This window comes from Neisseria sp. HMSC064E01, from assembly GCF_001808875.1.
Classification (GTDB): domain Bacteria; phylum Pseudomonadota; class Gammaproteobacteria; order Burkholderiales; family Neisseriaceae; genus Neisseria; species Neisseria sicca_A.
On sequence record NZ_KV794971.1, the window covers coordinates 88,163 to 109,326 of the forward strand.

Consider the following 21,164-nt stretch of genomic DNA (forward strand, 5'->3'; position numbering starts at 1 on the left):
CGTACTGGTTTAAATTTAATCCACTATAAAATCCAAATAAAAAGTGACCCTGCGCTATCATTGAATCTGCCAATACACTGCTATCAATACTTTTAACAATCAGCATGTGATATTTCTATGGAGCTTAAATCATGCCGCGTTTTTTTCTAAAAGCCGTTTCCATACTCACGTTAGCAGCGTTGGCAGCGTGTTCCGGTTCACACGAACACTCAAGTTCTTCACCTGACAGCCTTCAGAGTCCACCCAACGCAGCACTGTCTACTGCCGCCGTTGCTGAAGAAAATCTGTCTCTTGCAGAAAACACCGAACGCTACCAAGACCAACCCGACCAACCGGTCAAATCCGTTGCCCAAGAGCCTGTATCCACATTCAGTATCGATGTCGATACCGGCAGCTACGCCAACGTCCGCCGACTCCTGACCAACGGCCAACAGCCGCCCAAAGACGCCGTGCGGATTGAAGAAATCGTCAATTATTTCCCCTACAACTACCCGCTTCCTACCGACGAGCATCCTTTCGCCGTTCACACTGAAACCATTGATTCTCCATGGCAACCGGAAGCCAAGTTGATCAAAATCGGTATCCAAGCACAAGACACCGCGAAGAAAGACCTGCCGCCTGCCAACCTCGTTTTCCTTGTGGACGTATCCGGCAGTATGGATGCAGAAAACAAACTTCCGCTGGTTCAAGAAACCCTGCGCATCCTGACGCGACAACTACGCCCGCAAGACAAAGTGACCCTGATTACCTATGCGTCTGGCGAAGATCTGGTACTCCCGCCCACATCAGGTGCAGATAAAGAAACCATCCTGAACGCCATTGACAAACTGCGGGCGGGCGGCGCGACAGACGGCGAATCCGCACTGCAAATGGCTTATGAGCAAGCGCAAAAAGCCTTCGTACCCAACGGTATCAACCGCATTTTATTGGCAACCGACGGCGACTTTAACGTCGGCGTATCCGACACCGAAACCCTCAAATCCATGGTTGCCGAAAAACGTAAAAGCGGCGTTTCACTCAGCACTTTAGGTTTCGGCATGGGCAACTACAACGAAGACATGATGGAACAAATCGCCGATGCGGGCGACGGCAATTACAGCTACATCGACAACGAAAAAGAAGCGAAAAAAGTCCTGCAACAGCAGCTGACCTCCACACTCGCCACCGTAGCGCAGGATGTCAAAATCCAAGTCGAATTCAACCCCGCCACCGTCAAAGAATACCGCTTGGTCGGCTATACCAACCGCACCCTGCGCAATGAAGACTTCAACAACGACAAAGTCGATGCAGGCGACATCGGCTCGGGCCACAGCGTGACCGCCATCTATGAAATCATACCGCAGGGCAAACAAGGCTGGCTTGAGGAATCACGTTATCAAAAAGCCCCTGCCGCCAAAGGCAGCAAAAACGAATACGCCTTTGTCAAAGTGCGCTACAAACTGCCCGGACAAAAAGACAGCCAACTGATGCAACAAGCCGTCCCCGTCGGCAGCAAACCGCTTGACCAAGCCGACAAAGACACCCTGCTCGCCCTTGCCGCCGCTTCCTACGCCCAAGCCTTGCGCGGCGGCGAATACAACGGCAAACTAAGCTGGGGCGACATCGAAAACATGGTACAAAAAGTCCAAGGCGATGACCCGTTCGGCCTGAAATCTGAATTTCTCCAACTGGTGCGCACCGCCGCAGGACAAGGAGGAACATCAGGTCCTTTAGTTAAAGAGTAAAATCTCAAAAGGTCGTCTGAAACGGCTGCATCAATCGAATACTGAACGCTCAGAAGAACTTGTTCAGGCAGTCCGCATAAGCTGGGTTCTGTACACCACAGGACTCAGCTTATTCATTTTCAGAATACATCGTTCATGGCGACAAAATTTATATAGATAACAGGATGAAATCGGTTTGTTGAATGCATCAGCTATGTTTTCATTCCTCAGATAATTTGGCATAAATTTGTGATTTCCAGGATAATGCCATACGTTTTCATATCAATAAAAAGGGAAAATTATGTTTGGTTTCATAAAACGGAAATTTCGGGAAGCCTTTATTGATCCCATTTCTAACAGCATTCAGGAAAAACAAGAACAATTGGCAAAAACCGCCTCGGAATACGCAGCGCCAAGTGCGTTTTATCTGCTTGCAGCGATTACAGGAGGAGCAGCAACCGTTTTAATTTTACTCAGCCTTTCTCTATATATCGGGCAGCTTTTAGGCAGCTATCTATACGGTCTGTTTATCTTTACCTCATTTTTTATCTTATTATTTTTATTTATATGGGCGATGCGTTCCCGCATTGAAACAGCAGTAAAGAACACCGTATTCGATCTTTTGAAACCGTCAACCGCAGCAGATATCGAGATTCCCGTGGTAGAAGTGGAAGTTTTGGAAGAATCGGAAGTCAAGCTTTTAGAAAAGCGTTAAAATCTAAAAAGGTCGTCTGAAAACTTTTCAGACGACCTTTTATACACCCTGCCCCAACCCCAATCAGGAGCTGCTTCATGTTCACACTCAAAACCGACAACGACCGCCTGCTGCTCGCCTCCCCCGATTTGCGCGCGGAAATTTATCTTTACGGCGGGCTGCTCAACCGCTACGAAATCCGCCGCCCCGACGGCACATGGTTCAACATCGTCAAAGCCTACGACACCCCGCAACACGCCCGCGAGAGCCTGACCGAATGGTTCCGCAGCGGCAAACTCAACCCGTACGCCTGCCGCCTGCGCCACGGCAAATACAGCTTTGACGGCAAAGCCTATCAGTGCGGCAAATTCAAACTCGCCGAACACGCGGCACACGGTTTGATGTATGACCGCGAGTTTGCCCTCATCAACAGCCATGCCGACGACCAATCCGCCGAAGTCGAAATCCGCGCAGATTACGCACAAGACGACAGCGGCTACCCCTTCCCCTTCAGCCTGACCGTCCGCTACCGCCTCAGTGCAGACGGCTTAAGCATCCGCTCCACCGTACACAACCAAGGCACAACCGCCATGCCGCTCGCAGACGGCTGGCACCCCTATTTCACGCTCGGCGGCAAAGCCGACGATTGGTCGCTGGAAATCGACAGCAGCAAACGCTTGGGCTTCGATGCCGATTTGGTTCCTGACGGCAGCATCATCGACGATACCCGTTTTCAGACGACCTCAAGCCTGACAGGCATCGAATTGGACAACAACTTTGTCTTGGCACGCAGCAAACCCGCCGCCTGCACACTTTCAGGCAACGGACTGACCCTGAGCATTTACCCTGACGCATCCTATCCCTACCTGCAAATCTTCACCCCGCCGACCCGCGACTCCATCGCCATCGAAAACCTCAGCGGCGCACCCGACTGTTTCAACAACGGCTTAGGGTTAATCAAGCTGGACACGGGAGAAGAAGCCGCATTTGAAACGCGCTACCATATAGCAGCCAACCGTCCGTAAACAACCCGAATCTTCACCGGCAAAGCAAAGGTCGTCTGAAAACGCCCAATCAGGTTTTCAGACGACCTTTTAATCAATTGATGCACTGGTTTCTTTGACTGAAAACAAAAAATAACCCGAGTCAGTAAACCTAGCATTTTCAATCAAATATGCTGTATTGAATCATAACCTGACCGAAATAGCGTTGCCATATTTTTCTTTTACCCCACTAAAAGCGAAGTCATACTAAGCGAACCGGCGACAAGGTTGTCGTTGAAAAATGTAATGGAATCATCCGGTTCGCGTAATGCCATAATGCAAAGAAAAGGTAAATAGTGATCCGGCGTCGGTACGGAGAGCATTGCCTTTTCGTCCAGTCTTTCGTAATGGATCAACGTGTCGTCATCCTGTTCGACAATCGCCTGATTGACCGCTTCGCGGAAAGCAAACACCCAATCATAGCCCGCGCCGATTTGATTGATATGCGCCCTGCTCATCACGCTCAAATTATGGATAATATTGCCGCTGCCGATAATCAACACGCCCTGTTCGCGCAAAGCGGATAATTTTTTTGCCAAATTGAAATGCCATTCCGCCGACTGCAAACGGTTGAGACTGAGCTGAACCACGGGAATATCGGCATCGGGATACAGAAATTTCAATACCGCCCAAGTGCCATGATCAAAACCGCGCGTCGGGTTCAGCTCCACATTTTCCGGCTGCAATAACGACCGCACTTGTTCCGCCAACTCAGGCGAACCAGGCGCCGGATACTGCACCTGACTGAGTGCTTCAGGAAATCCGTAAAAATCATAAATCATTTCAGGCTGTTCGCCCGATGAAACCTGCAAACCGCTGCTGTACCAATGCGCCGAAATCATCAAAATCGCTTTCGGTTTGGCAAATTTTTGCGTAATCAGGCTGAGATTTTGGTTGAAAGGATTTTCCTTATCCAACACATTCATCGGACTACCATGCCCGACAAACAATACAGGCATTTTTTTCATCACTGCCTCCTTAAAATATTTGATGAGGCAGATTGTACGGATAAATGATTAAGCAATAAATCTCAATTTATGAACAACATATTTTCCCAGTAGAAAATGATGAAGTATTTTTTAGCTTTGCTGCAAAGTTAAAAAGAGGTCCGAAGATTCCGATTTCAACGGCAATACCTAAATCAATCGAACAAATCTGCCTAAGAGCACTGCATTCTATGACGGATAACTCAACGTCAGAATATCATTTGTTAATAGCAAATTATAAAAAAATGTCGTCTGAAAAATAAACTTGGTTTTCAGACGACATTTTTATCTTAGAAAGATTAGAAGAATTTTCAATATAGAGATGGTAGAGCAATATTATTGGCCATCTTTAAACTATACATTCAGACGATTTTTATCTATTAGATTGAAAATGTGCAACAACACATTTTGCACTCGGACAGTTTGGATGCGTGGCAGCATTTTCGATTGAAAATTCCCAATATTTAATCATCTTCTGAGCAAAGCCAACTTTGTTTCCCGGTCCTCTGGCAGAACCAGTTTCTTTGACAATTTTGCTGATTCTGTCCCAAGGCAATTCGGGCGTCTCTTCCGGAAACTGTTCTCCCGCAAAATCTTCAATTTCTAAAAATTTTTTCATGGCTTGAGTATCTGCTAGAAACCATGCTTCTATCGCTTTAACCGCAATAAAATAGGCAGTAATTTTCGCGTGATTGATTCTTTCCTTAACATCTTCAACAGGGAGTCCGTCCGAATCCGTCAAAATATACAGTCTTTCTGCTCCCTTTGCTTCCAAAACACCAATAAAGGGCTCAATATTACGAGGCAATAAATTACCTGCGCCCTTGGCATCAACAACAGGTTCAACCAACTCAAAACCATTCCTGTGTAAAAAGTTCTTGAATGCCTCTGATTCGATAATAATCTTTTCGCATGACCCTTCAACAATAAATCCAACTTTTACCATGGCAATCCTCCCCCCAGCAGATTAGTCAGCCAAGCTGTATCTAATGGAATTTTGTTTTTATCGACACCCGACTTCCGAACATCTTTAATTTGGGTTTTGCCTTGAGATTTACTGACAAAATATAATTCTTCCAATTCTAGGCTGCGCACTACCGATTCACTATGAGTTGTAAGAATAATGGGGTGGTGAGGGCTTGCATATTCACGAATAAAACCAATCAGTTCACTAATAGCTTTCGGGTGTAAGCCCCGTTCGGGTTCTTCAATGATGGTAATGCCGGGCTGTTTCACACGCGTTAAAACGGCAACTAACAAACATAAGGCATAAATTGTGCCGTCCGAAACCATATGGGCGGGGAAACGATTACCGCTGTCTTCCTCGAAAAATAGCCCTTTTGAACTGTCTATATTTTGTGTTCTAACAGAAACTTTCTTCATTTCGGGCACAATCACGCTCATCCATTCAATGATTTGCTCGCGTAATTCATTGTCTTTTTCAAGTTTTTCCAGAACTGCAGCAATATTGCTACCGTCACGATTAAGCTCCCCCGGATTGTTGCCGGTACTGCGGCGATTTTTGATGGTAAAAGGGTCAATACGGAATATTTTGACGTTTTTTAAACCTTGAAATTCTTTATTTTGTCGGAGAAAACTGTCGTCAGATGAATATTTTTCATCGGTTAATAATTTTAATCCGATACCTGTCGCCACACCATTGATTATATCCTGACCGATTTGATCGCTATCTTTCATCGCGCCCCAGATAAGCCCCCCCAATGCACCTAGTAACCCTGCACCAATTAAATCATCTGATGTATTACTTTCTTTCTTTGCTTCTAGTTCTTTGCGGATTTTATCACTGTCAAAGATTATTTCCCCACTTTTAAGAATCTTTAGCGACTCTTCTTTGACTCTAGAAGCGATATTTTTCAAAGCAATCATTATTTCATATTGATAAATTTGTTTTTCAATTTCAAATTCTATCTTATAGCTAATGTCTCCAGCCTTATGTTTAGGACTAATTAAATTTTCTATACTACCAAACTCAGATATCGCCTTGCTCACTCCCATATCAATCACTTTTGATAAAAATGCCAAGGCATCGACAAAATTGCTTTTACCCGTACCGTTTGCCCCCGCTAAAACCATAAAAGGAGAAACATCTTTTAGCTCTACATTTTGGATACTTTTGAATCCTTTAATTTCCAAATAGTTAATTTTCATTTTTAATTCTCTTGAATTTATCAACAAAACGTGTTTGAAAGCATACAGAGCATTTCATAGGACGGCAACCTTTTTCTTGTGCAAAAATCAAGTTATACTATTGTTTTAAAGAACATTATTCTTACATGAATTCTCAGATAAGTATCGACTTTGCTAGAAAGCCGTTTTTAAAATATTGGTATAAAAATTTTTCCGAAACTCTTTTCAGACGACCTCGGCATCTCGTGGGTAGCACAGTATGAGCTTGGCAGATGCACTCAATTCCGGGCAACTGGTCGAGCTGTTGCCTGAATACGCCATCACTTACGATCCGCTTTATCTCTATTACCCCAGCCGTCGCGGGCATTCGAATGTGTTTAAGCTGATTGTGGATGCGCTGCGGGTGGAGGTCGTCTGAAATTTGACGGCACCTTGTCCAAGTGTTATTAATAATTCCTATTCACAAACAAACAGGAATAAATATGAAAAAAGTTGGTAATAAAGTGGTTGTTGTGGGCTTGGGCGCGGTTGGGGTCAGCTATGCCTATTCCATGCTCAACCAAGCCTTGTGCGACGACATGGTTTTAATCGACATCAACCGTACGCGCGCGGAAGGCGAGGCGCGCGACTTCCGCCACGGAATGCCTTATGCCGCTTCGCCCGCGCGTATTTACGTCGGCGATTACGATGATTGCTCGGATGCAGATATCGTGTGTATTTGTGCGGGCGCGGCGCAGGCTCCCGGCGAAACCCGTTTGGACTTAATCGACAAAAACCTGCGCATCTTTCGCGACATCGTTTCGAAAGTCATGGCTTCCGGCTTTGACGGTATCTTCTTGGTTGCCTCCAATCCTGTGGACGTACTGTCTTATGCTGTTTTGCGCTTTTCAGGACTGCCCAAAGAGCGCGTTATCGGCTCGGGCACCATCCTTGACTCCGCACGTTTCCGCGTCTGTCTGGGCAACGAGTTCGACGTCGCGCCTTGGAGCGTCGATGCCATGATGATCGGCGAACACGGCGACAGCATCATTGCGCTTTGGAGCACCGCCAACATCGCCGGTATGTCGGTTCAGAAGATGTTGGAACAATCAGAAGACGGGCAGGCGCGTATGGACAAAATCTATAACACCGTGCGCAATGCCGCCTACGAAGTCATCGCCGCCAAAGGCTCGACCAGCCACGGCATCGGCATGGGCTTGAGCCGTATCTCCAACGCCATCCTGCACAATCAAGGCGTCGTGCTGCCTGTTTCCACTCTGCTTGAAGGCGAGTTCGGACAAAACGGCGTGTATATCGGCGTACCGACCGTCGTCAACCGCCAAGGCGCAGTCCGCATCATCGACCTGCAACTTTCAGACGACGAAGCCGAACGCTTTGCCCGCTCGGCGGAGCTGTTAAAAAGCTATCAACACAAAGTCGATAAAATGGTCGGGTAAATAGAATCGCCTCTAAGTAAAACGTCGTCTGAAAACTGGAAATCCAGTTTTCAGACGACGTTTGCTATGTAGGGGGAATTTAATCCGTCAATATTGTAAAAATACCTATACCGCAGCGGAAATCCGGACTTGCAATGTTCAAAAGTGTTTGAAGATTACTTTAATGGCAGACTGACGGATTCAGGACGTGCAAGCATGACGGCACTGACCCGCCCATGAAAAAACGTCGTCTGAAAACTGGAAATTTGGTTTTCAAACGACGTTTTCCATTCATAAAACTAAATCCTATTTCCCTGCTTTCAACACCCGCTGACGGCGTGTTTCGCTCAACACCATGCCCGCGCTGACGGAGACGTTCATGCTTTCGACCATGCCGAACATGGGTATCGACACCAGCATGTCGCAATGTTCGCGTGTCAGGCGGCGCATGCCTTCGCCTTCGTTGCCCATCACCCATGCCGCGCTGTCAGGCAGGTCGCAGTGATACAGGTCTGAATCGCCGCCCATGTCGGTGCCGATAATCCAGATGCCGTATTCTTTCAGCTCGCGCAGGGTGCGGGCGAGGTTGGTTACGGTGATGTAGGGAACGGTTTCCGCCGCGCCGCAGGCGACTTTGCTGACGGTGGCGTTCAGTCCCGCACTTTTGTCTTTCGGCGCGATGACGGCGTGTACGCCCATTGCGTCGGCGGTTCGCAGACACGCGCCGAGGTTGTGCGGGTCGGTGATGCCGTCGAGTATCAGCAAGAGCGGCGGTTCGCTCAGGTTTTCCAATACGTCTTCGAGGTGGACGTGGTTTTTGGAAGCGTCGATAAACCCGACTACGCCCTGATGCCGCGCGCCTTTGCTGATGGCGTTGAGGCGGTCGGCGTCGGCGAAGTGTACGCGCACGTTTTCGTTTGCCGCTTTTTCCAACACGTCGCGCGTGCGGGCATCGTTTTTGCCTTCTTGGACGTAGAGTTCGGTAATCGATTTTGGGTTTTGCCACAGGCGGGCATTGACGGCGTGAAAGCCGTAGATGAGTCTTTGGTTTGCCATGATTTTGCTTTATAAAAAATTTCAGACGACATTATAACAAGATAAGGTCGTCTGAAAGGGAAAGGTCGTCCCGTCAGGAGGCTGCGCACTCTGAAAACAGATAACCGGTTTCACTCAACCTCAACTGCCTAGCGCATCAAATACCCCAACAGCCCAGAACTGCCCACACCGATCAACACGGTAACCAACATAGAAAACCTGCTTGCGGCAAGCACGGTCAGCGCAATGGCAATCAGTTCGTGCGGCTTGTCGGACACGAAATAAGGCGCGATGACGGAAATCAACACGCAACCCGGCGCGGCTTCCATCACGATTTGCGCGCGGCGGCTTAAAGTGCGGTTGCGCAAGGCGAAAAAACCGATAAGGCGGGTGGAATACGTTACCGCCAGCATGCCGGCAAACAGCAGGAACGACTGCCAAGACAGCAAATCCTTCATTCCTTCTCTCCCCAAAGATAGGCGGCAAGCAGGCCGGAAATCGCGCCCATCGGCACATACCAATGCCCGTCCACCGACAAATAAGTCCCACACGCTACAATCAGGCTGACAAACCAAGGGCGTGCCGCCTTAAAGCTTTTCCACATTCCGCGCAGCAGCACCAAAAACACGGCGGGAAACGCCATGCCGAAGCCCCACGCCACGACATCGCCGAACATCGGCCCGACCGCCGCACCAAACGCCGCAAAGCCGATCCAAGTGGTATACAGGATAAAGCATACGCCCGCATAAAACGGCATATTGAATGCCGGCAGCCCCATTGCCTTGCGTTTTTGGATTTCCGCAAACGCCATCGCCCAACTTTCGTCGCACATAAAAAACAGCGCGGGCATGGCTTTTCTCAACGGCATATCCCGCATATAAGGCGCGATTGCCGCCCCCATCAGAATATGGCGCGAATTAATCATGAAGGTAACGGTGGCGATGAGCAGTATCGGCAACGGATTTGCCCACAGATTGACTGCCGCAAATTCCGAGCCGCCGGCGAAATTCATGCCCGTCATCATCAGCATTTCCAGCCAACTCATGCCCTTCTGACCGCCCTGCATACCCAATATCAACGCCCACGGCAAAAGCCCGATGAGCATGGGCGAGGTTTCTTTGATGCCGCGTAGAAATTCGGATTGCGGGGAATTGGGGTGTGTCATTTTGTTGGGGGAGATTAAAGAAGGGTTAGGGTTTGAAGATGAAAAATGAGGGGAGGTATTATAAGTGAAATCGTCAACAATCAGGAAGGCAAGACGAAAGCGTAAACAAGTAAACGCTGTATCCGTTTCAGTTTTATAGTGGATTAAATTTAAACCAGTACGGCGTTGCCTCGCCTTGCCGTACTATTTGTACTGTCTGCAGCTTCGTCGCCTTGTCCTGATTTAAATTTAATCCACTATAACTGTAAGACTGCCCCAAAAATACGGCTTGAAATGAAAACAGCCGGATTCTGCAGTATTACAGAATCCGGCTGATATAAACCGACTGAACAGGTTGTCATGAATATCCGAAGTTTATTGGACGATTCAAATTTTCAGACGACCTTCAATCATCTTTCTATTATTTGAATCTCTGCCCTGATTATAAAGCTTTCAGGCGGGCGATTCGGTTTTCCAAAGAGGGGTGTGTGCTGAGTAAAGAATCTTTGGCATCGCTGGCGATACCCATCGCATTCATTTGCTGCGGCAAATCGCTCGGGTTGCCTTTCAAGCGTTGCAACGCGGCAATCATTTTAGGCGCGCCGACCAATTTGGCGGCTCCCGCATCCGCACGGTATTCGCGCTGACGGCTGAACCACATGACAATAATGCTTGCCAAAAAGCCGAACACAACCTGCAATACCATGCTGACTAAAAAATATGTGCCTTGCGAAGTGCTGCCGTCGTTATTGCGGGCAACCATGCCGGAAACGATGCGGGCAAGGAAAACCACAAAGGTATTGACCACGCCCTGTATCAAGGTCAGCGTAACCATGTCGCCGTTGCCGACGTGCGCCATTTCGTGCGCCAAAACGGCTTCGACTTCGTCCCGTGTCATGCGCTCGAGCAAACCCGTACTCACCGCGATCAGCGAGCTGTTGCGCGTTGCGCCGGTTGCGAAGGCATTGGGTTCGGGGGAGTGATAAATCGCCACTTCCGGCGTTTTCAGGCTCCACTGCTTCGCCTGTGCTTCCACAGTCGCCAATAACCACGCTTCTTCATGGCTGCGCGGCTGTACGATGACTTCCGCGCCGACTGAGTTTTTGGCGATGGTTTTGGACATCAGCAATGAAATAATCAAACCGGCAAAACCGACGACTGCCGAATACACCAGCAGGCTGCCGACCTGATCGGTACTGTGGATACCGAGGACTGCCAAAACAACGCGGATAACGACCAAAACGGCAATATTGGTTGCGAGAAACAAGAAGATACGTTTCACCAGGAAGGTTCCTTTTTCTGGGTATGGTTGGTTTATGTTTGATTAATATAAAAGAAAAGCAAAATAAAACGATATCGGGGTTTCGAGATTTACTTCGTACTCTACGCTTTATATCGAAAACCGGTTGGAATTCAAATATCGGTTTGCCCTAAATTTTTTGAACGAATTCACAATCAGGTTGTAAGACTTATACCGCATTACTGCTAATACTGCGGTATTTTCTCAAAAAGAGACGAATTCTAAAATGCCGTACTTGGAAAAGGTATGCAAAACCAAAGTATCATTTTGACTAAACAGGAGATTTAGCGTTAACAAAATGCCATTTTACCCTCAAAAACGTATTAATTGCCCATCCGAATATACCTAATAAAGACCGTTACTCCCCTTTTGATTGCCACACTGATACGAAATCTGATAAATAATGGCATATAACATTTACATTAAATCCCTACATACATCATGAAGCGCAAAACCACCCTTAATCTTGTTCTTGTCAGCATTGCGGTTGCCATTGCCCTGATGACGGCTGTGGCTTTTTGGTTTTACCACAGTCCTTACGGTCCAACCGTCCCGATTATCCGCACCGATTCCTCACACTCCATTACCCAACCAACCTTCGCCAAAAATCGTCCAATCCGCGCGCAACCAAATCGGCAAGACCCTGCGCTACGACTCTGCCTATACCAAACTCAAATATCCAATGGGTGACGTACCGATGTCAAAAGGCGTGTGCACCGACGTCATCGTCCGCGCCCTGCGCGACCAAAATATGGATTTGCAAGAACTCGTCCATCAAGACATGAGTCGGAACTTCTCCGCCTATCCAAACCGTTGGGGCTTGAAGCAACCCGACACCAACATCGACCACCGCCGCGTACCCAACCTCATGACTTATTTCACACGTCAAGGCTGGGCGGTTCAGGATACGAATTATCAGGCAGGTGACATTGTGACTTGGGAGCTTAAAGGCAACCGTCCGCACATCGGCATCGTCTCCGACCGCAAAATCGGCAACAGACCCTTGATTATTCACAATATCGGTTTAGGAACCCGTGAAGACGACATCCTCTACCGCTATACTATTACCGGGCATTTCAGGATTCCCGTTCAGTAAACTTCTGTCGCACTATCGACACCAATCCCCAAAAGTCGTCTGAAAACCCGATATGCTTTGCGAAGGCATCTCGACAAGCGTCCGGATGCCTAAATTTTCTTACGCAGACAAGACAGTCTTGCCATAGCCCTTTCACAACGTTTTCACTATAATCCCCCATTTCCTCCTGCCCTGTGCGCATCATGCCTAAAGCCACTTTCTACACCCACGCCGCCGACCCCGCCGCCTTCGCCTGCCGCCTGATTGCGCGTGCCATACGCGATGGCGGGCAGATATTGGTGTGGTCGGATTCCGACGAAACCATCCGCCGCCTCGATCGCGACCTTTGGCAGCAAATCCCCGAAAGTTTCATTCCGCACGAAATCTGGCAGCCCGACCAACCCATGTCGTCTGAAACACCCGTATGGCTCGCGTTCGGCAACACACTGCCTGCCGTCCCTGAAAACGCCACCGTCCTCAACCTCTCGCCCGACTTTTGGAACAAAGCCCCAGTCATTCCTGCCCGCGTGCTTGAAATCGTGGGCAGCAGTTTGGAAGAACTCGCCGACGCCCGCGAACGCTTCAGCGCATACAAAAAAAGCGGCTTTTCTATCGAACACCACAATATGACAGGCAAAGCCTAAAATCCAAGGTCGTCTGAAAACGGCTTTACACGATAAGCCGAAAATTTAAACAGCCTTGATTCCTTTTGATTCAAACTGGGCTATAATCCCGACTTTCTTTTACTGACCCCTTTTAAAAGACGAAAACATCATGAACAAAACTTTCAAATTCAGCGCATTGGCAATTGCCGCCGCATTGGCATTGACCGCCTGCGACAAAAAAGACGCCAATAAACCTGCCGCAGCCTCTGCTCCCGCATCTGCATCCGCAGCTTCCGGCGCATCTGCCGCAACCGATACGTCTTCTATCGGTACACCGACCCAACAAGCCAGCTATGCAATGGGTATGGACATCGGCAGCTCATTGAAACAAATGAAAGATCAAGGCGCGGAAATTGATATGAAAGTCTTCATCGAAGCCATGCAGGCTTCTTACGAAGGCAAAGAAAGCAAAATGACTGAAGTCCAAGCGCAAGAAGTCATGATGAAATTCTTGAAAGAACAACAAACCAAAGCCGCAGAAAAACTTCAAGCTGATGCCAAAGCCAACTTGGAAAAAGGCGAAGCGTTCCTCAAAGAAAATGCGACTAAAGAAGGCGTGAAAACCACCGCTTCCGGCCTGCAATACAAAATCACCAAAGAAGGTGAAGGCAAACAGCCTAAGAAAGACGACATCGTCGTTGTCGAATACGAAGGCCGCCTGATTGACGGTACTGTCTTCGACAGCAGCAAAGCCAACGGCAGCCCTGCCACCTTCCCTGTCAGCCAAGTCATCCCCGGCTGGACCGAAGGCATCCAACTCTTAAAAGAAGGCGGCGAAGCTACGTTCTACATCCCGTCCAAACTCGCCTACCGCGACCAAGTCATGCCGGGCGGAAAAATCGGCCCGAATTCCACTTTAGTATTTGACGTGAAGCTGGTTAAAATCGGCAAACCCGAAGATTTCCAACCCGCTCCCGGTCAAGTTGACATTCAAAAAGTCCAATAAGCCTGCGCTTTAACCCGATGCCCGAACCGAATCCGTTTCGGGCATTTCTGTTCTGTATATTCGCAAAACATGGTTTACCCCGTTTCAGACGACCTCCTATCCCATCAAACCCCCAATAAACCCGCGCCATAACATTCCGATTTTGTTTTGCTATACAATAAAACCTACCAACCTCCTACAACCGACGCCATGAAAAACATCGTTATCCTCATCTCCGGCCGCGGCAGCAATATGCAGGCCATCGTCAATGCCGCCATTCCAGACGCCCGCATCGCCGCCGTCCTCAGCAACAGCGCAACCGCCGCCGGACTGGCTTGGGCAGCCGAGCGCGGCATCTCCACCGACAGCCTCAACCACAAAGACTTCCCCAGCCGCCTTGCTTTCGACCAAGCCATGATGGAGAAAATCGATGCCTATCAACCTGATTTGGTCGTCCTCGCAGGCTTTATGCGCATCCTCACGCCCGAATTCTGCGCCCATTACCAAAACCGCCTGATCAACATCCACCCGTCCATCCTCCCCGCCTTCACCGGCCTGCACACCCACGAACGCGCTCTTGAAGCCGGCTGCCGCGTCGCAGGCTGCACCATCCACTTCGTAACCCCCGAGCTGGACTGCGGTCCGATTATCTCGCAAGGCATTGTCCCGATCCTCGACGGCGATACGCCCGACGACATTGCCGCACGCGTCCTGACCGTCGAACACCGCCTTTTCCCGCAAGCCGTTGCCGATTTCGTCGCAGGTCGTCTGAAAATCGAAGGCAACCGCGTGTTCAATTCAGAACGCAACGCCGAAAGACAAACCCTGCTCGCGTAATCCCCGCCTAAGCAGCAGTACCACATAAGGAAAAACCATGAGCCAAAACCAGTTGACCCTTTTGGATATCATTTCCGAATCCGACTACCGTCAACGCCAAAGCAAAGCTATCGATTTATTCAACCAAAGCCTCAAAAACAACCCTGAAACAACGTTGGCATTGTGCAATTTTGTTGTCGGCGACGTACTCAGCAACCATTCCTTTTCTCCCGGCTTCAAGCTGCACTGCCTAAACTGGCTGATCGACCATCACTTGGACCGCTGTGACGAAAGCTACGAGCAGCATCCTGAAGACGACGGCTTTCCCGAAGGCTTCTACGATTTAATCGATTGCCAGTGGAAATTCAAATGGATCATTCCTACGCTTGCCCGCGACCTCTTTCTCGACAAAAAGGAAATCGAGGAAGCGAACGAAACAATGCGTTACCACTATGAAAACATGCGGTTCAGTCTTTCATCATTTTATAAAACACTGATGCTGCAAAACATACTGACCGGAGACCACACCGCCGCCAAAGAAAATTTCCAAAAATGGCAGCAAACCGCGACGGACGAATTTTCCGACTGTCCCGCGTGCGAACAGACCGAACAAGTCAACTTCTACCATTTCATCGGACAGTATCAAAAAGCCATCGACGCCGCCCAACCCATCTTAACGGGCGAAATGACCTGTGCCGAAGTGCCGCATATTACCTACCATCCCGCCATCGACAGCATGATACGGCTGGGCAAATATCCCGAAGCAGAGCGTCTTTTGGACGAAGCCATAGACAAAATCAACGCCGAAGAAGACGAAATTTTCGTCCGCCTTATCCCACTCTTCTCCCAACTGGCGTACAAACTCGGACAGTCGCAACGCGCCCTCGACTTGATGAACCGGCACGGCGACGCCATTATTCAACATGCCCAAAACGACAATATGCTCTATTTAGACTACCTCATCGCGCTTTCTCCTTTTGACGAAGAAGCGGCGCAACATGCCCGCGAGCTTGCCGCCGACTTCGACAAACGCAACGGCAACAGCCATTACCAAAGCCAGATAGAATTTATGTTCGGTTCGGGCAATCTCCAATAAACCAAGCTCGTCTGAAATCCTTTCAGACGACCCAAAACAGGAGGAATGACATCATGAAAACACCAACCCTGCTTATTGCCGCCGGCCTCGCCCTGAGCGCCACAAGCGTCTATGCCGCAGAGCTGCCCCAATCAGCCACCCTGAAATATTCCGGCAGCTACGGCATACCCGCCACCATGACCTTCACCCGCAGCGGCAATCAATACACCATCGTTTCCAGAATCAAAGTCCCAATGTACAGCATCCGCTTCGAATCCGGCGGCACCATCAGCGGCAACACCCTCCGTCCCAAATACTATAAAGACGTCCGCGGCGGCAAACTTTATGCCGCAGCCAAATTTAGCGGCAACAGCATCACTTACGGCAAAGCCGGCTCGAGCGAAACCGCCAAATCAAGCGGCACGACACTCGACCTCTTTACACTGGCTTGGCAGCTTGCCGCCAACGACGCCCACCTGCCGTCCGGTCTGAACATTACCAACGGCAAAAAACTCTACCCCGTCAGCGGCATGACCAAAGTCGGCAGCGAAAACTACAAAATCGGCGGCGGTACGACCACCGTCAACAAATACCGCGTCAAACGCGGCGACGACACCGTCACCTATTCATTCGCCCCCGCCTTCAACAACATTCCTGCCGAAATCAAATACACCGACGACGGCAAAACTTACGACCTCAAACTTACATCCGTCATCATTGACGGAAAAGCCGTCAAACCATAACGGCGGCACACCATCTCCAAATGACCGACCGTTTCCCAAAGGTCGTCTGAAAACCGAACTGCACCTAAAAAGTTGGATATTTCTTCCAATCTATTAAGGTGCAGTTTTTTTCTCGCCGAACACATGACTTTTCAACCCTCACACCATAGCGATTCGCCTATGGCGTATTTCTCTAAAAATCAACCGCCATTTTTCAGACGACCTGAGATTTTTTAGTTGAAAGGTATGCGTTTACAGATTAACAATCTTAAGCTGCATTCACATTATTTTTCAGATTGTAAACAATATGTTCTACCCAATTAGGCCTCCGCATAAGGTATGACATCGAAAATTTTTTAAAAATAGGGATATTGTGTTCTTGAACATTCTGTGCTGAAATTACATGACACTACAAAAAATAGTAGTGCGTAAAAAATATAAAACGGATGAAGGAGAAAACCATGCAATTGTTTTTAGACAATCTCAAAGCCTTTTTTGAAACCATCAGCGGCTGGGTCTGGGGACCTGTTATGTTGGTATTGCTGGTCGGCACGGGCATTTTGCTGACCGTCATGCTGAAAGGCTTGCAATTCACCATGTTGGGCTATGCGTTGAAGCAGGCTTTCGTTCCGTCAAAGAAACATGAAGACGGCGAAGACCACGAAGGCGATATTTCCCATTTCGCCGCTTTGATGACCGCTCTGTCCGCCACCATCGGCACGGGTAATATTGCCGGTGTGGCGACTGCCGTCGTTACCGGCGGCCCGGGTGCGGTATTTTGGATGTGGATGACCGCCATTTTCGGCATGGCAACCAAATACGGCGAAGGCGTGTTGGCGGTGAAATACCGCGTGACCAATTCCAAAGGCGAAATGTCCGGCGGCCCTATGTATTACATCGAAAACGGTTTGGGTAAAAACTGGAAATGGATGGCGTTAGCGTTCGCTTTATTCGGCACATTCGCTTCGTTCGGCATCGGCAGCTCCGTACAGTCCAACTCAGTCGCTCAAGCGGTTCAGACGAGCTTCGGCATCAATCCTGTCTATACCGGCATCACTTTGACCGTTCTGACTGCCATCGTTGTTTTAGGTGGTATCAAAGGCATCGCCAAAGCCGCTTCTTTCATCGTACCTGCCATGGCAGTGTTTTATGTGGTGGGCGGTATCTCCATTATCGTGATTAATTCTGATGCACTGATGCCCGCCGTCAACCTGATTTTCTCCGATGCGTTCAGCGCGAAAGCAGTCGCCGGCGGTGCCATCGGTACCGTCATCCGCTACGGTGTGGCGCGCGGCGTGTTCTCCAATGAGGCGGGCATGGGTTCTGCACCGATTGCCGCCGCAGCCGCGAAAACCGACCATCCCGTCCGTCAGGCATTGGTTTCCATGACCGGTACGTTTTTGGACACCATCGTCGTTTGTTCGATTACCGGCATCATTTTGGTCATGGGTCTGCTCGACGCAGGCGGCGAATTTGTCAAACCTGAATTGAGCGGCGCGGCACTGACCACCGTCACTTTCCAAAAAATGCTGCCCGGTATCGGCGGTTGGATTGTCACCATCGGTCTGATTTTCTTCGCCTACTCAACCATTCTGGGCTGGTGCTACTACGGCGAGAAATGTGCGGTTTATGTATTCGGCGAGAAATTTGCCGGTCTGTACCGCGTCGGTTATGTTTCTTCCGTCATGCTGGGTACAGTCTTGAGCCTTGATTTGGTATGGCTGGCTTCAGATACCTTCAACGGTTTGATGGCGCTGCCCAACCTGATCGCACTCCTTTTAATGGCTAAAGTGATCGTCAATGAAACGCGTGACTTCAAACAAAAAGTCAGAAACGGAGAGTTGCCGCATTGATGCCCGAGGTCGTCTGAAAATGTGTTTCAGACGACCTCATATCTGTATTTTTGAAAAAAGTCAGAGGAGGAACAAAATGAAAGTGCTTGTTTTAGGTGCTGGTGTTGCCGGTGTATCCTGCGCGTGGTATCTGGCGGAAGCCGGACATGAGGTAACCGTAATCGACCGCGCCGAAAGCGTGGCAATGGAAACCAGTTTCGCCAATGCAGGTCAGCTCTCTTACGGCTACACCACGCCTTGGGCGGCACCCGGCATTCCGACCAAAGCACTGAAATGGCTGTTTAAAAGCCATCCTCCCCTGCTGTTCCGCCCCGACGGCAGCCTGTATCAAGTCGAATGGCTGTGGCAAATGCTGCAAAACTGCACGGCATCCCGCTATCAAATCAACAAAGAGCGCATGGTCAGGATTTCCGAATACAGCCGTGAAATGTTCCGCCGTTTTGAAGCGCAAACCGGCATGAATTTCGAAGGACGCAAAAAAGGAACTTTGCAGATTTTCCGCCAAGCCAAAGAAGTCGAAGCGGCAGAACAAGACATTACCGTTTTGGAACGATACGGCGTGCCCTACCGTCGTCTGAAACCCGAAGAATGCGCAGAATTCGAGCCTGCACTTGCACGCGTTACCGCCAAAATTGCCGGCGGTCTGCACCTGCCTGCGGATGCGACCGGCGACTGCCATCTCTTTACCCAAAACCTGTACAAACTGTGTCTGGAAAAAGGCGTACAGTTCCATTTCAACCGAACCATCCGCCGCATCGAACACAACGGCCAGCGCATCAGCGCAATCGAAACCAAAACAGAACGCTTTGAAGCAGATGCCTTCGTCTGCGCGCTCGGCTGCTTCAGCAGGACGGTTTTGGCACAGTTGGACCTCGATCTGCCCATTTACCCCGTCAAAGGCTATTCCTTGACCCTGCCCGTCAAAAACTCAGACGGCGCGCCGGTTTCCACCGTTTTGGACGAAAGCTACAAAGTCGCCATCACACGATTCGACAACAGGATCCGCGTCGGCGGTATGGCGGAATTGTCCGGCTACGAAATCAAACTGTCCGAAAAACGCCGCGAAACGCTGGCTTTGGTCGTCAACGATTTGTTCCCCGAAGGCGGCGACTTGAATCAGGCATTGTTCTGGAGCGGCCTCAGACCGATGACGCCCGACAGCACGCCGTTAATCGGCCGCACCCGCTTTGACAACCTGTTCCTGAACACAGGTCACGGCACTTTGGGCTGGACCATGTCGCTGGGCTCGGCAAAATTAACCGCCGATATCGTGTGCGGCAAAGACACCGAAATCCGCAGCGACGACTTGAGGCTGTCGCGCTATCAGTCTTGAGCTTTAAACCGACAAGGTTTGAGCGGCACTACAAACTCAAAGGTCGTCTGAAAACGCAATATGGTTTTTCAGACGACCTTTCTCACATTCCTGCGAAACCCGACATCCCCAAAAGCAAACCTGACGGCTGCCTTTAAAAACATTTAAGGCTTCGCAAGAAATCTATCCGCGCTTAAAACTTAAAGTTCACGCCGCCGGTGAAGCTGCGTCCCATTTGCGGGGTGTCGGACAGGAAGCTGCTGTGGGCGTAAACGGATTGGTTGAACAGGTTGTCTGCTTTGACGTACCAATTCCACTCTCCGTAGCCGGTGCGGCGGCGGTAGTTTGCGCCAAGGTTGAGCATATGGTGTCCGGGCGTGCGCGTTTCGTAGCGGGCGAGTTTGTTTTGGGCAAACACGCGGTAGTAATCGAGATGGGCATCGATGCGGTCGGTCAGCGCGGCATTCAGGTGGAAACCGAGCCGTGCGGCGGGCACGCGCGGGGCGTTTTGGTCGGCTTGGGCAATGAGTGGGCGGTTGCCGTAAGCGTCTTCCCTGCCGGGCAGCGACGGAAGGTTTTTCAGACGACCTCTGACATAGTCGCCGGACAGTCCGATGCGGTAGCGCGGCGTGGGTTTGAAGAAGATTTCGCCTTCCGCGCCGTAGAAGTCGGCGCCGGATTGGTTGTAGCGCACGAGCTTCATTTCGCTGTCGTCTTCGATGGATTTGGGTCCGCGTCCGTCGTTTAAGGTTTGGGCGTAGATGTAGTTGCCGAAGCGGTTGCGGTAGAGTGCCAGATTGTATTGCCAGCGGTCGCCTTCGTAGCCCAGCGCGAGTTCGATGTTGTTGGAACGCTCTTTGTTGAGATGTTTGTTGCCGACTTCAAAGGTATTGGTGGCGACGTGTTTGCCGTGTGCGTACAGCTCTTGCGTTGACGGCAGGCGTTCCTGATGGGAGGCGGTCAGGCTGAGTTTGTATTGGGGCGAGAAATACCAGTTGCCGGAAAGCGCGAACGAGCGGGCGGTTTGGCGGTGCGCGCCGAGGTCGGGCAGGGGTTGGACGGTTTGGCTTTGTCCTTTGCGGTCTGCTTTTGGCTGAGGGCTTTTAACTCCTTTAGATAGGCAACCTTTGCGCGCATATAGCACAACTCTTCGATAAGCTCTGCCTGTGTTTTTTCTTGGTCGGGTTTGTCGGCGATAAAGGGGTTTTTGCGGTGTTCGGTCATGGTTTTGGATTGGGGATGTTCGAGTGCGC

At 49.8% G+C, this 21,164-nt stretch carries 21 protein-coding genes and 1 pseudogene; 14 read left to right on the plus strand and 8 right to left on the minus strand.

Features of this window, described 5'->3' with window-relative positions; translation table 11 throughout:
• The first annotated feature begins 131 nt into the window (after positions 1-131).
• The 3 genes from HMPREF2572_RS11840 (at position 132) to HMPREF2572_RS11850 (ending at position 3,422) form a co-directional block, all read left to right on the plus strand.
• Positions 132-1,724, plus strand: coding sequence for a vWA domain-containing protein (locus HMPREF2572_RS11840; protein WP_070498822.1), 1,593 nt, complete (start codon positions 132-134; stop codon positions 1,722-1,724).
• Between the two features lie 280 nt (positions 1,725-2,004).
• A complete protein-coding gene (locus HMPREF2572_RS11845) occupies positions 2,005-2,418 on the plus strand; it encodes a hypothetical protein (RefSeq protein WP_070498823.1) in 414 nt (137 codons plus the stop codon).
• 77 nt (positions 2,419-2,495) lie between these two features.
• Positions 2,496-3,422 carry an aldose 1-epimerase gene (locus HMPREF2572_RS11850; protein WP_070498824.1) on the plus strand — a complete coding sequence of 309 codons (927 nt, stop codon included), beginning with the start codon at positions 2,496-2,498 and terminating at the stop codon, positions 3,420-3,422.
• Between the two features lie 200 nt (positions 3,423-3,622).
• Here the strand turns inward: HMPREF2572_RS11850 and ygiD are convergent, their stop codons facing one another.
• The 3 genes from ygiD to HMPREF2572_RS11865 all read right to left on the minus strand — a co-directional run bounded on the left by ygiD (position 3,623) and on the right by HMPREF2572_RS11865 (position 6,595).
• The gene (gene ygiD, locus HMPREF2572_RS11855) at positions 3,623-4,408 is read right to left on the minus strand and encodes a 4,5-DOPA-extradiol-dioxygenase (protein ID WP_070498825.1); all 786 of its coding nucleotides are present in this window, start codon (positions 4,406-4,408) and stop codon (positions 3,623-3,625) included.
• A gap of 391 nt (positions 4,409-4,799) precedes the next feature.
• Positions 4,800-5,372, minus strand: coding sequence for a DUF4276 family protein (locus HMPREF2572_RS11860; protein ID WP_070498826.1), 573 nt, complete (start codon positions 5,370-5,372; stop codon positions 4,800-4,802).
• Entirely contained in the window at positions 5,366-6,595 is a 1,230-nt protein-coding gene (locus HMPREF2572_RS11865) for an AAA family ATPase (RefSeq protein ID WP_070498827.1), read from the minus strand. The genes HMPREF2572_RS11860 and HMPREF2572_RS11865 overlap by 7 nt, the downstream gene beginning before the upstream one ends.
• 238 nt (positions 6,596-6,833) lie before the next feature.
• Here HMPREF2572_RS11865 and HMPREF2572_RS11870 point away from each other — a divergent pair, with 238 nt between their 5' ends.
• Positions 6,834-6,992: a type 2 periplasmic-binding domain-containing protein gene (locus tag HMPREF2572_RS11870; protein ID WP_070498828.1), complete on the plus strand. Its 159-nt coding sequence runs from the start codon at positions 6,834-6,836 to the stop codon at positions 6,990-6,992.
• A gap of 64 nt (positions 6,993-7,056) precedes the next feature.
• On the plus strand, positions 7,057-8,010 hold the full coding sequence (locus HMPREF2572_RS11875; RefSeq protein ID WP_070498829.1) for an L-lactate dehydrogenase: 954 nt from the start codon (positions 7,057-7,059) through the stop codon (positions 8,008-8,010).
• Positions 8,011-8,295: 285 nt separating this feature from the next.
• Here the strand turns inward: HMPREF2572_RS11875 and rlmB are convergent, their stop codons facing one another.
• From rlmB to htpX, 4 genes are all read right to left on the minus strand, one after another.
• Complete coding sequence (gene rlmB, locus HMPREF2572_RS11880) at positions 8,296-9,045, minus strand: 23S rRNA (guanosine(2251)-2'-O)-methyltransferase RlmB (protein WP_070498830.1); 750 nt, start codon at positions 9,043-9,045, stop codon at positions 8,296-8,298.
• Positions 9,046-9,173: 128 nt separating this feature from the next.
• Positions 9,174-9,482, minus strand: coding sequence for an AzlD family protein (locus HMPREF2572_RS11885; RefSeq protein WP_070498831.1), 309 nt, complete (start codon positions 9,480-9,482; stop codon positions 9,174-9,176).
• Positions 9,479-10,189 carry an AzlC family ABC transporter permease gene (locus tag HMPREF2572_RS11890; protein ID WP_070498832.1) on the minus strand — a complete coding sequence of 237 codons (711 nt, stop codon included), beginning with the start codon at positions 10,187-10,189 and terminating at the stop codon, positions 9,479-9,481. Before HMPREF2572_RS11890 ends, HMPREF2572_RS11885 begins: the two co-directional genes overlap by 4 nt.
• Positions 10,190-10,610: 421 nt before the next feature.
• On the minus strand, positions 10,611-11,450 hold the full coding sequence (htpX, locus tag HMPREF2572_RS11895; RefSeq protein WP_070498833.1) for a protease HtpX: 840 nt from the start codon (positions 11,448-11,450) through the stop codon (positions 10,611-10,613).
• Positions 11,451-12,111: 661 nt separating this feature from the next.
• Here htpX and HMPREF2572_RS11900 point away from each other — a divergent pair.
• From HMPREF2572_RS11900 to HMPREF2572_RS14680, 9 genes are all read left to right on the plus strand, one after another.
• A complete protein-coding gene (locus HMPREF2572_RS11900; protein WP_246827821.1) occupies positions 12,112-12,564 on the plus strand; it encodes a DUF1287 domain-containing protein in 453 nt (150 codons plus the stop codon).
• 182 nt (positions 12,565-12,746) lie between these two features.
• Entirely contained in the window at positions 12,747-13,187 is a 441-nt protein-coding gene (locus HMPREF2572_RS11905) for a DNA polymerase III subunit chi (RefSeq protein ID WP_070498844.1), read from the plus strand.
• A gap of 130 nt (positions 13,188-13,317) precedes the next feature.
• Entirely contained in the window at positions 13,318-14,154 is an 837-nt protein-coding gene (locus HMPREF2572_RS11910; protein ID WP_070498834.1) for an FKBP-type peptidyl-prolyl cis-trans isomerase, read from the plus strand.
• 189 nt (positions 14,155-14,343) lie between these two features.
• Positions 14,344-14,970: a phosphoribosylglycinamide formyltransferase gene (gene purN / locus HMPREF2572_RS11915; protein WP_070498835.1), complete on the plus strand. Its 627-nt coding sequence runs from the start codon at positions 14,344-14,346 to the stop codon at positions 14,968-14,970.
• Positions 14,971-15,007: 37 nt separating this feature from the next.
• Positions 15,008-16,045 (plus strand): hypothetical protein, encoded by a 1,038-nt coding sequence (locus HMPREF2572_RS11920; RefSeq protein ID WP_070498836.1) that lies wholly within the window; start codon positions 15,008-15,010, stop codon positions 16,043-16,045.
• Positions 16,046-16,098: 53 nt separating this feature from the next.
• Complete coding sequence (locus HMPREF2572_RS11925) at positions 16,099-16,767, plus strand: DUF3108 domain-containing protein (protein ID WP_070498837.1); 669 nt, start codon at positions 16,099-16,101, stop codon at positions 16,765-16,767.
• Between the two features lie 440 nt (positions 16,768-17,207).
• Entirely contained in the window at positions 17,208-18,599 is a 1,392-nt protein-coding gene (locus HMPREF2572_RS11930) for an alanine/glycine:cation symporter family protein (RefSeq protein ID WP_070498838.1), read from the plus strand.
• A 76-nt stretch (positions 18,600-18,675) separates the two neighbouring features.
• Positions 18,676-19,932 carry a D-amino acid dehydrogenase gene (locus tag HMPREF2572_RS11935; protein ID WP_070498839.1) on the plus strand — a complete coding sequence of 419 codons (1,257 nt, stop codon included), beginning with the start codon at positions 18,676-18,678 and terminating at the stop codon, positions 19,930-19,932.
• On the plus strand, positions 19,929-20,069 hold the full coding sequence (locus HMPREF2572_RS14680) for a hypothetical protein (protein ID WP_168161790.1): 141 nt from the start codon (positions 19,929-19,931) through the stop codon (positions 20,067-20,069). Before HMPREF2572_RS11935 ends, HMPREF2572_RS14680 begins: the two co-directional genes overlap by 4 nt.
• A gap of 35 nt (positions 20,070-20,104) precedes the next feature.
• Here the strand turns inward: HMPREF2572_RS14680 and znuD are convergent.
• A pseudogene (gene znuD / locus HMPREF2572_RS11940) lies at positions 20,105-20,968 on the minus strand (TonB-dependent zinc receptor ZnuD); the annotation flags it as partial.
• Positions 20,969-21,164 lie beyond the last annotated feature (196 nt).

Excerpts from the sequence above, each read along its gene's own strand:
- HMPREF2572_RS11840 (WP_070498822.1), top strand. The coding sequence starts at position 132 with ATGCCGCGTTTTTTTCTAAAAGCCGTTTCCATACTCACGTTAGCAGCG.
- HMPREF2572_RS11845 (WP_070498823.1), top strand. The coding sequence starts at position 2,005 with ATGTTTGGTTTCATAAAACGGAAATTTCGGGAAGCCTTTATTGATCCC.
- HMPREF2572_RS11850 (WP_070498824.1), top strand. The coding sequence starts at position 2,496 with ATGTTCACACTCAAAACCGACAACGACCGCCTGCTGCTCGCCTCCCCC.
- ygiD (WP_070498825.1), bottom strand. The coding sequence starts at position 4,408 with ATGAAAAAAATGCCTGTATTGTTTGTCGGGCATGGTAGTCCGATGAAT.
- HMPREF2572_RS11860 (WP_070498826.1), bottom strand. The coding sequence starts at position 5,372 with ATGGTAAAAGTTGGATTTATTGTTGAAGGGTCATGCGAAAAGATTATT.
- HMPREF2572_RS11865 (WP_070498827.1), bottom strand. The coding sequence starts at position 6,595 with ATGAAAATTAACTATTTGGAAATTAAAGGATTCAAAAGTATCCAAAAT.
- HMPREF2572_RS11870 (WP_070498828.1), top strand. The coding sequence starts at position 6,834 with ATGAGCTTGGCAGATGCACTCAATTCCGGGCAACTGGTCGAGCTGTTG.
- HMPREF2572_RS11875 (WP_070498829.1), top strand. The coding sequence starts at position 7,057 with ATGAAAAAAGTTGGTAATAAAGTGGTTGTTGTGGGCTTGGGCGCGGTT.
- rlmB (WP_070498830.1), bottom strand. The coding sequence starts at position 9,045 with ATGGCAAACCAAAGACTCATCTACGGCTTTCACGCCGTCAATGCCCGC.
- HMPREF2572_RS11885 (WP_070498831.1), bottom strand. The coding sequence starts at position 9,482 with ATGAAGGATTTGCTGTCTTGGCAGTCGTTCCTGCTGTTTGCCGGCATG.
- HMPREF2572_RS11890 (WP_070498832.1), bottom strand. The coding sequence starts at position 10,189 with ATGACACACCCCAATTCCCCGCAATCCGAATTTCTACGCGGCATCAAA.
- HMPREF2572_RS11905 (WP_070498844.1), top strand. The coding sequence starts at position 12,747 with ATGCCTAAAGCCACTTTCTACACCCACGCCGCCGACCCCGCCGCCTTC.
- HMPREF2572_RS11910 (WP_070498834.1), top strand. The coding sequence starts at position 13,318 with ATGAACAAAACTTTCAAATTCAGCGCATTGGCAATTGCCGCCGCATTG.
- purN (WP_070498835.1), top strand. The coding sequence starts at position 14,344 with ATGAAAAACATCGTTATCCTCATCTCCGGCCGCGGCAGCAATATGCAG.
- HMPREF2572_RS11920 (WP_070498836.1), top strand. The coding sequence starts at position 15,008 with ATGAGCCAAAACCAGTTGACCCTTTTGGATATCATTTCCGAATCCGAC.
- HMPREF2572_RS11925 (WP_070498837.1), top strand. The coding sequence starts at position 16,099 with ATGAAAACACCAACCCTGCTTATTGCCGCCGGCCTCGCCCTGAGCGCC.
- HMPREF2572_RS11930 (WP_070498838.1), top strand. The coding sequence starts at position 17,208 with ATGCAATTGTTTTTAGACAATCTCAAAGCCTTTTTTGAAACCATCAGC.
- HMPREF2572_RS11935 (WP_070498839.1), top strand. The coding sequence starts at position 18,676 with ATGAAAGTGCTTGTTTTAGGTGCTGGTGTTGCCGGTGTATCCTGCGCG.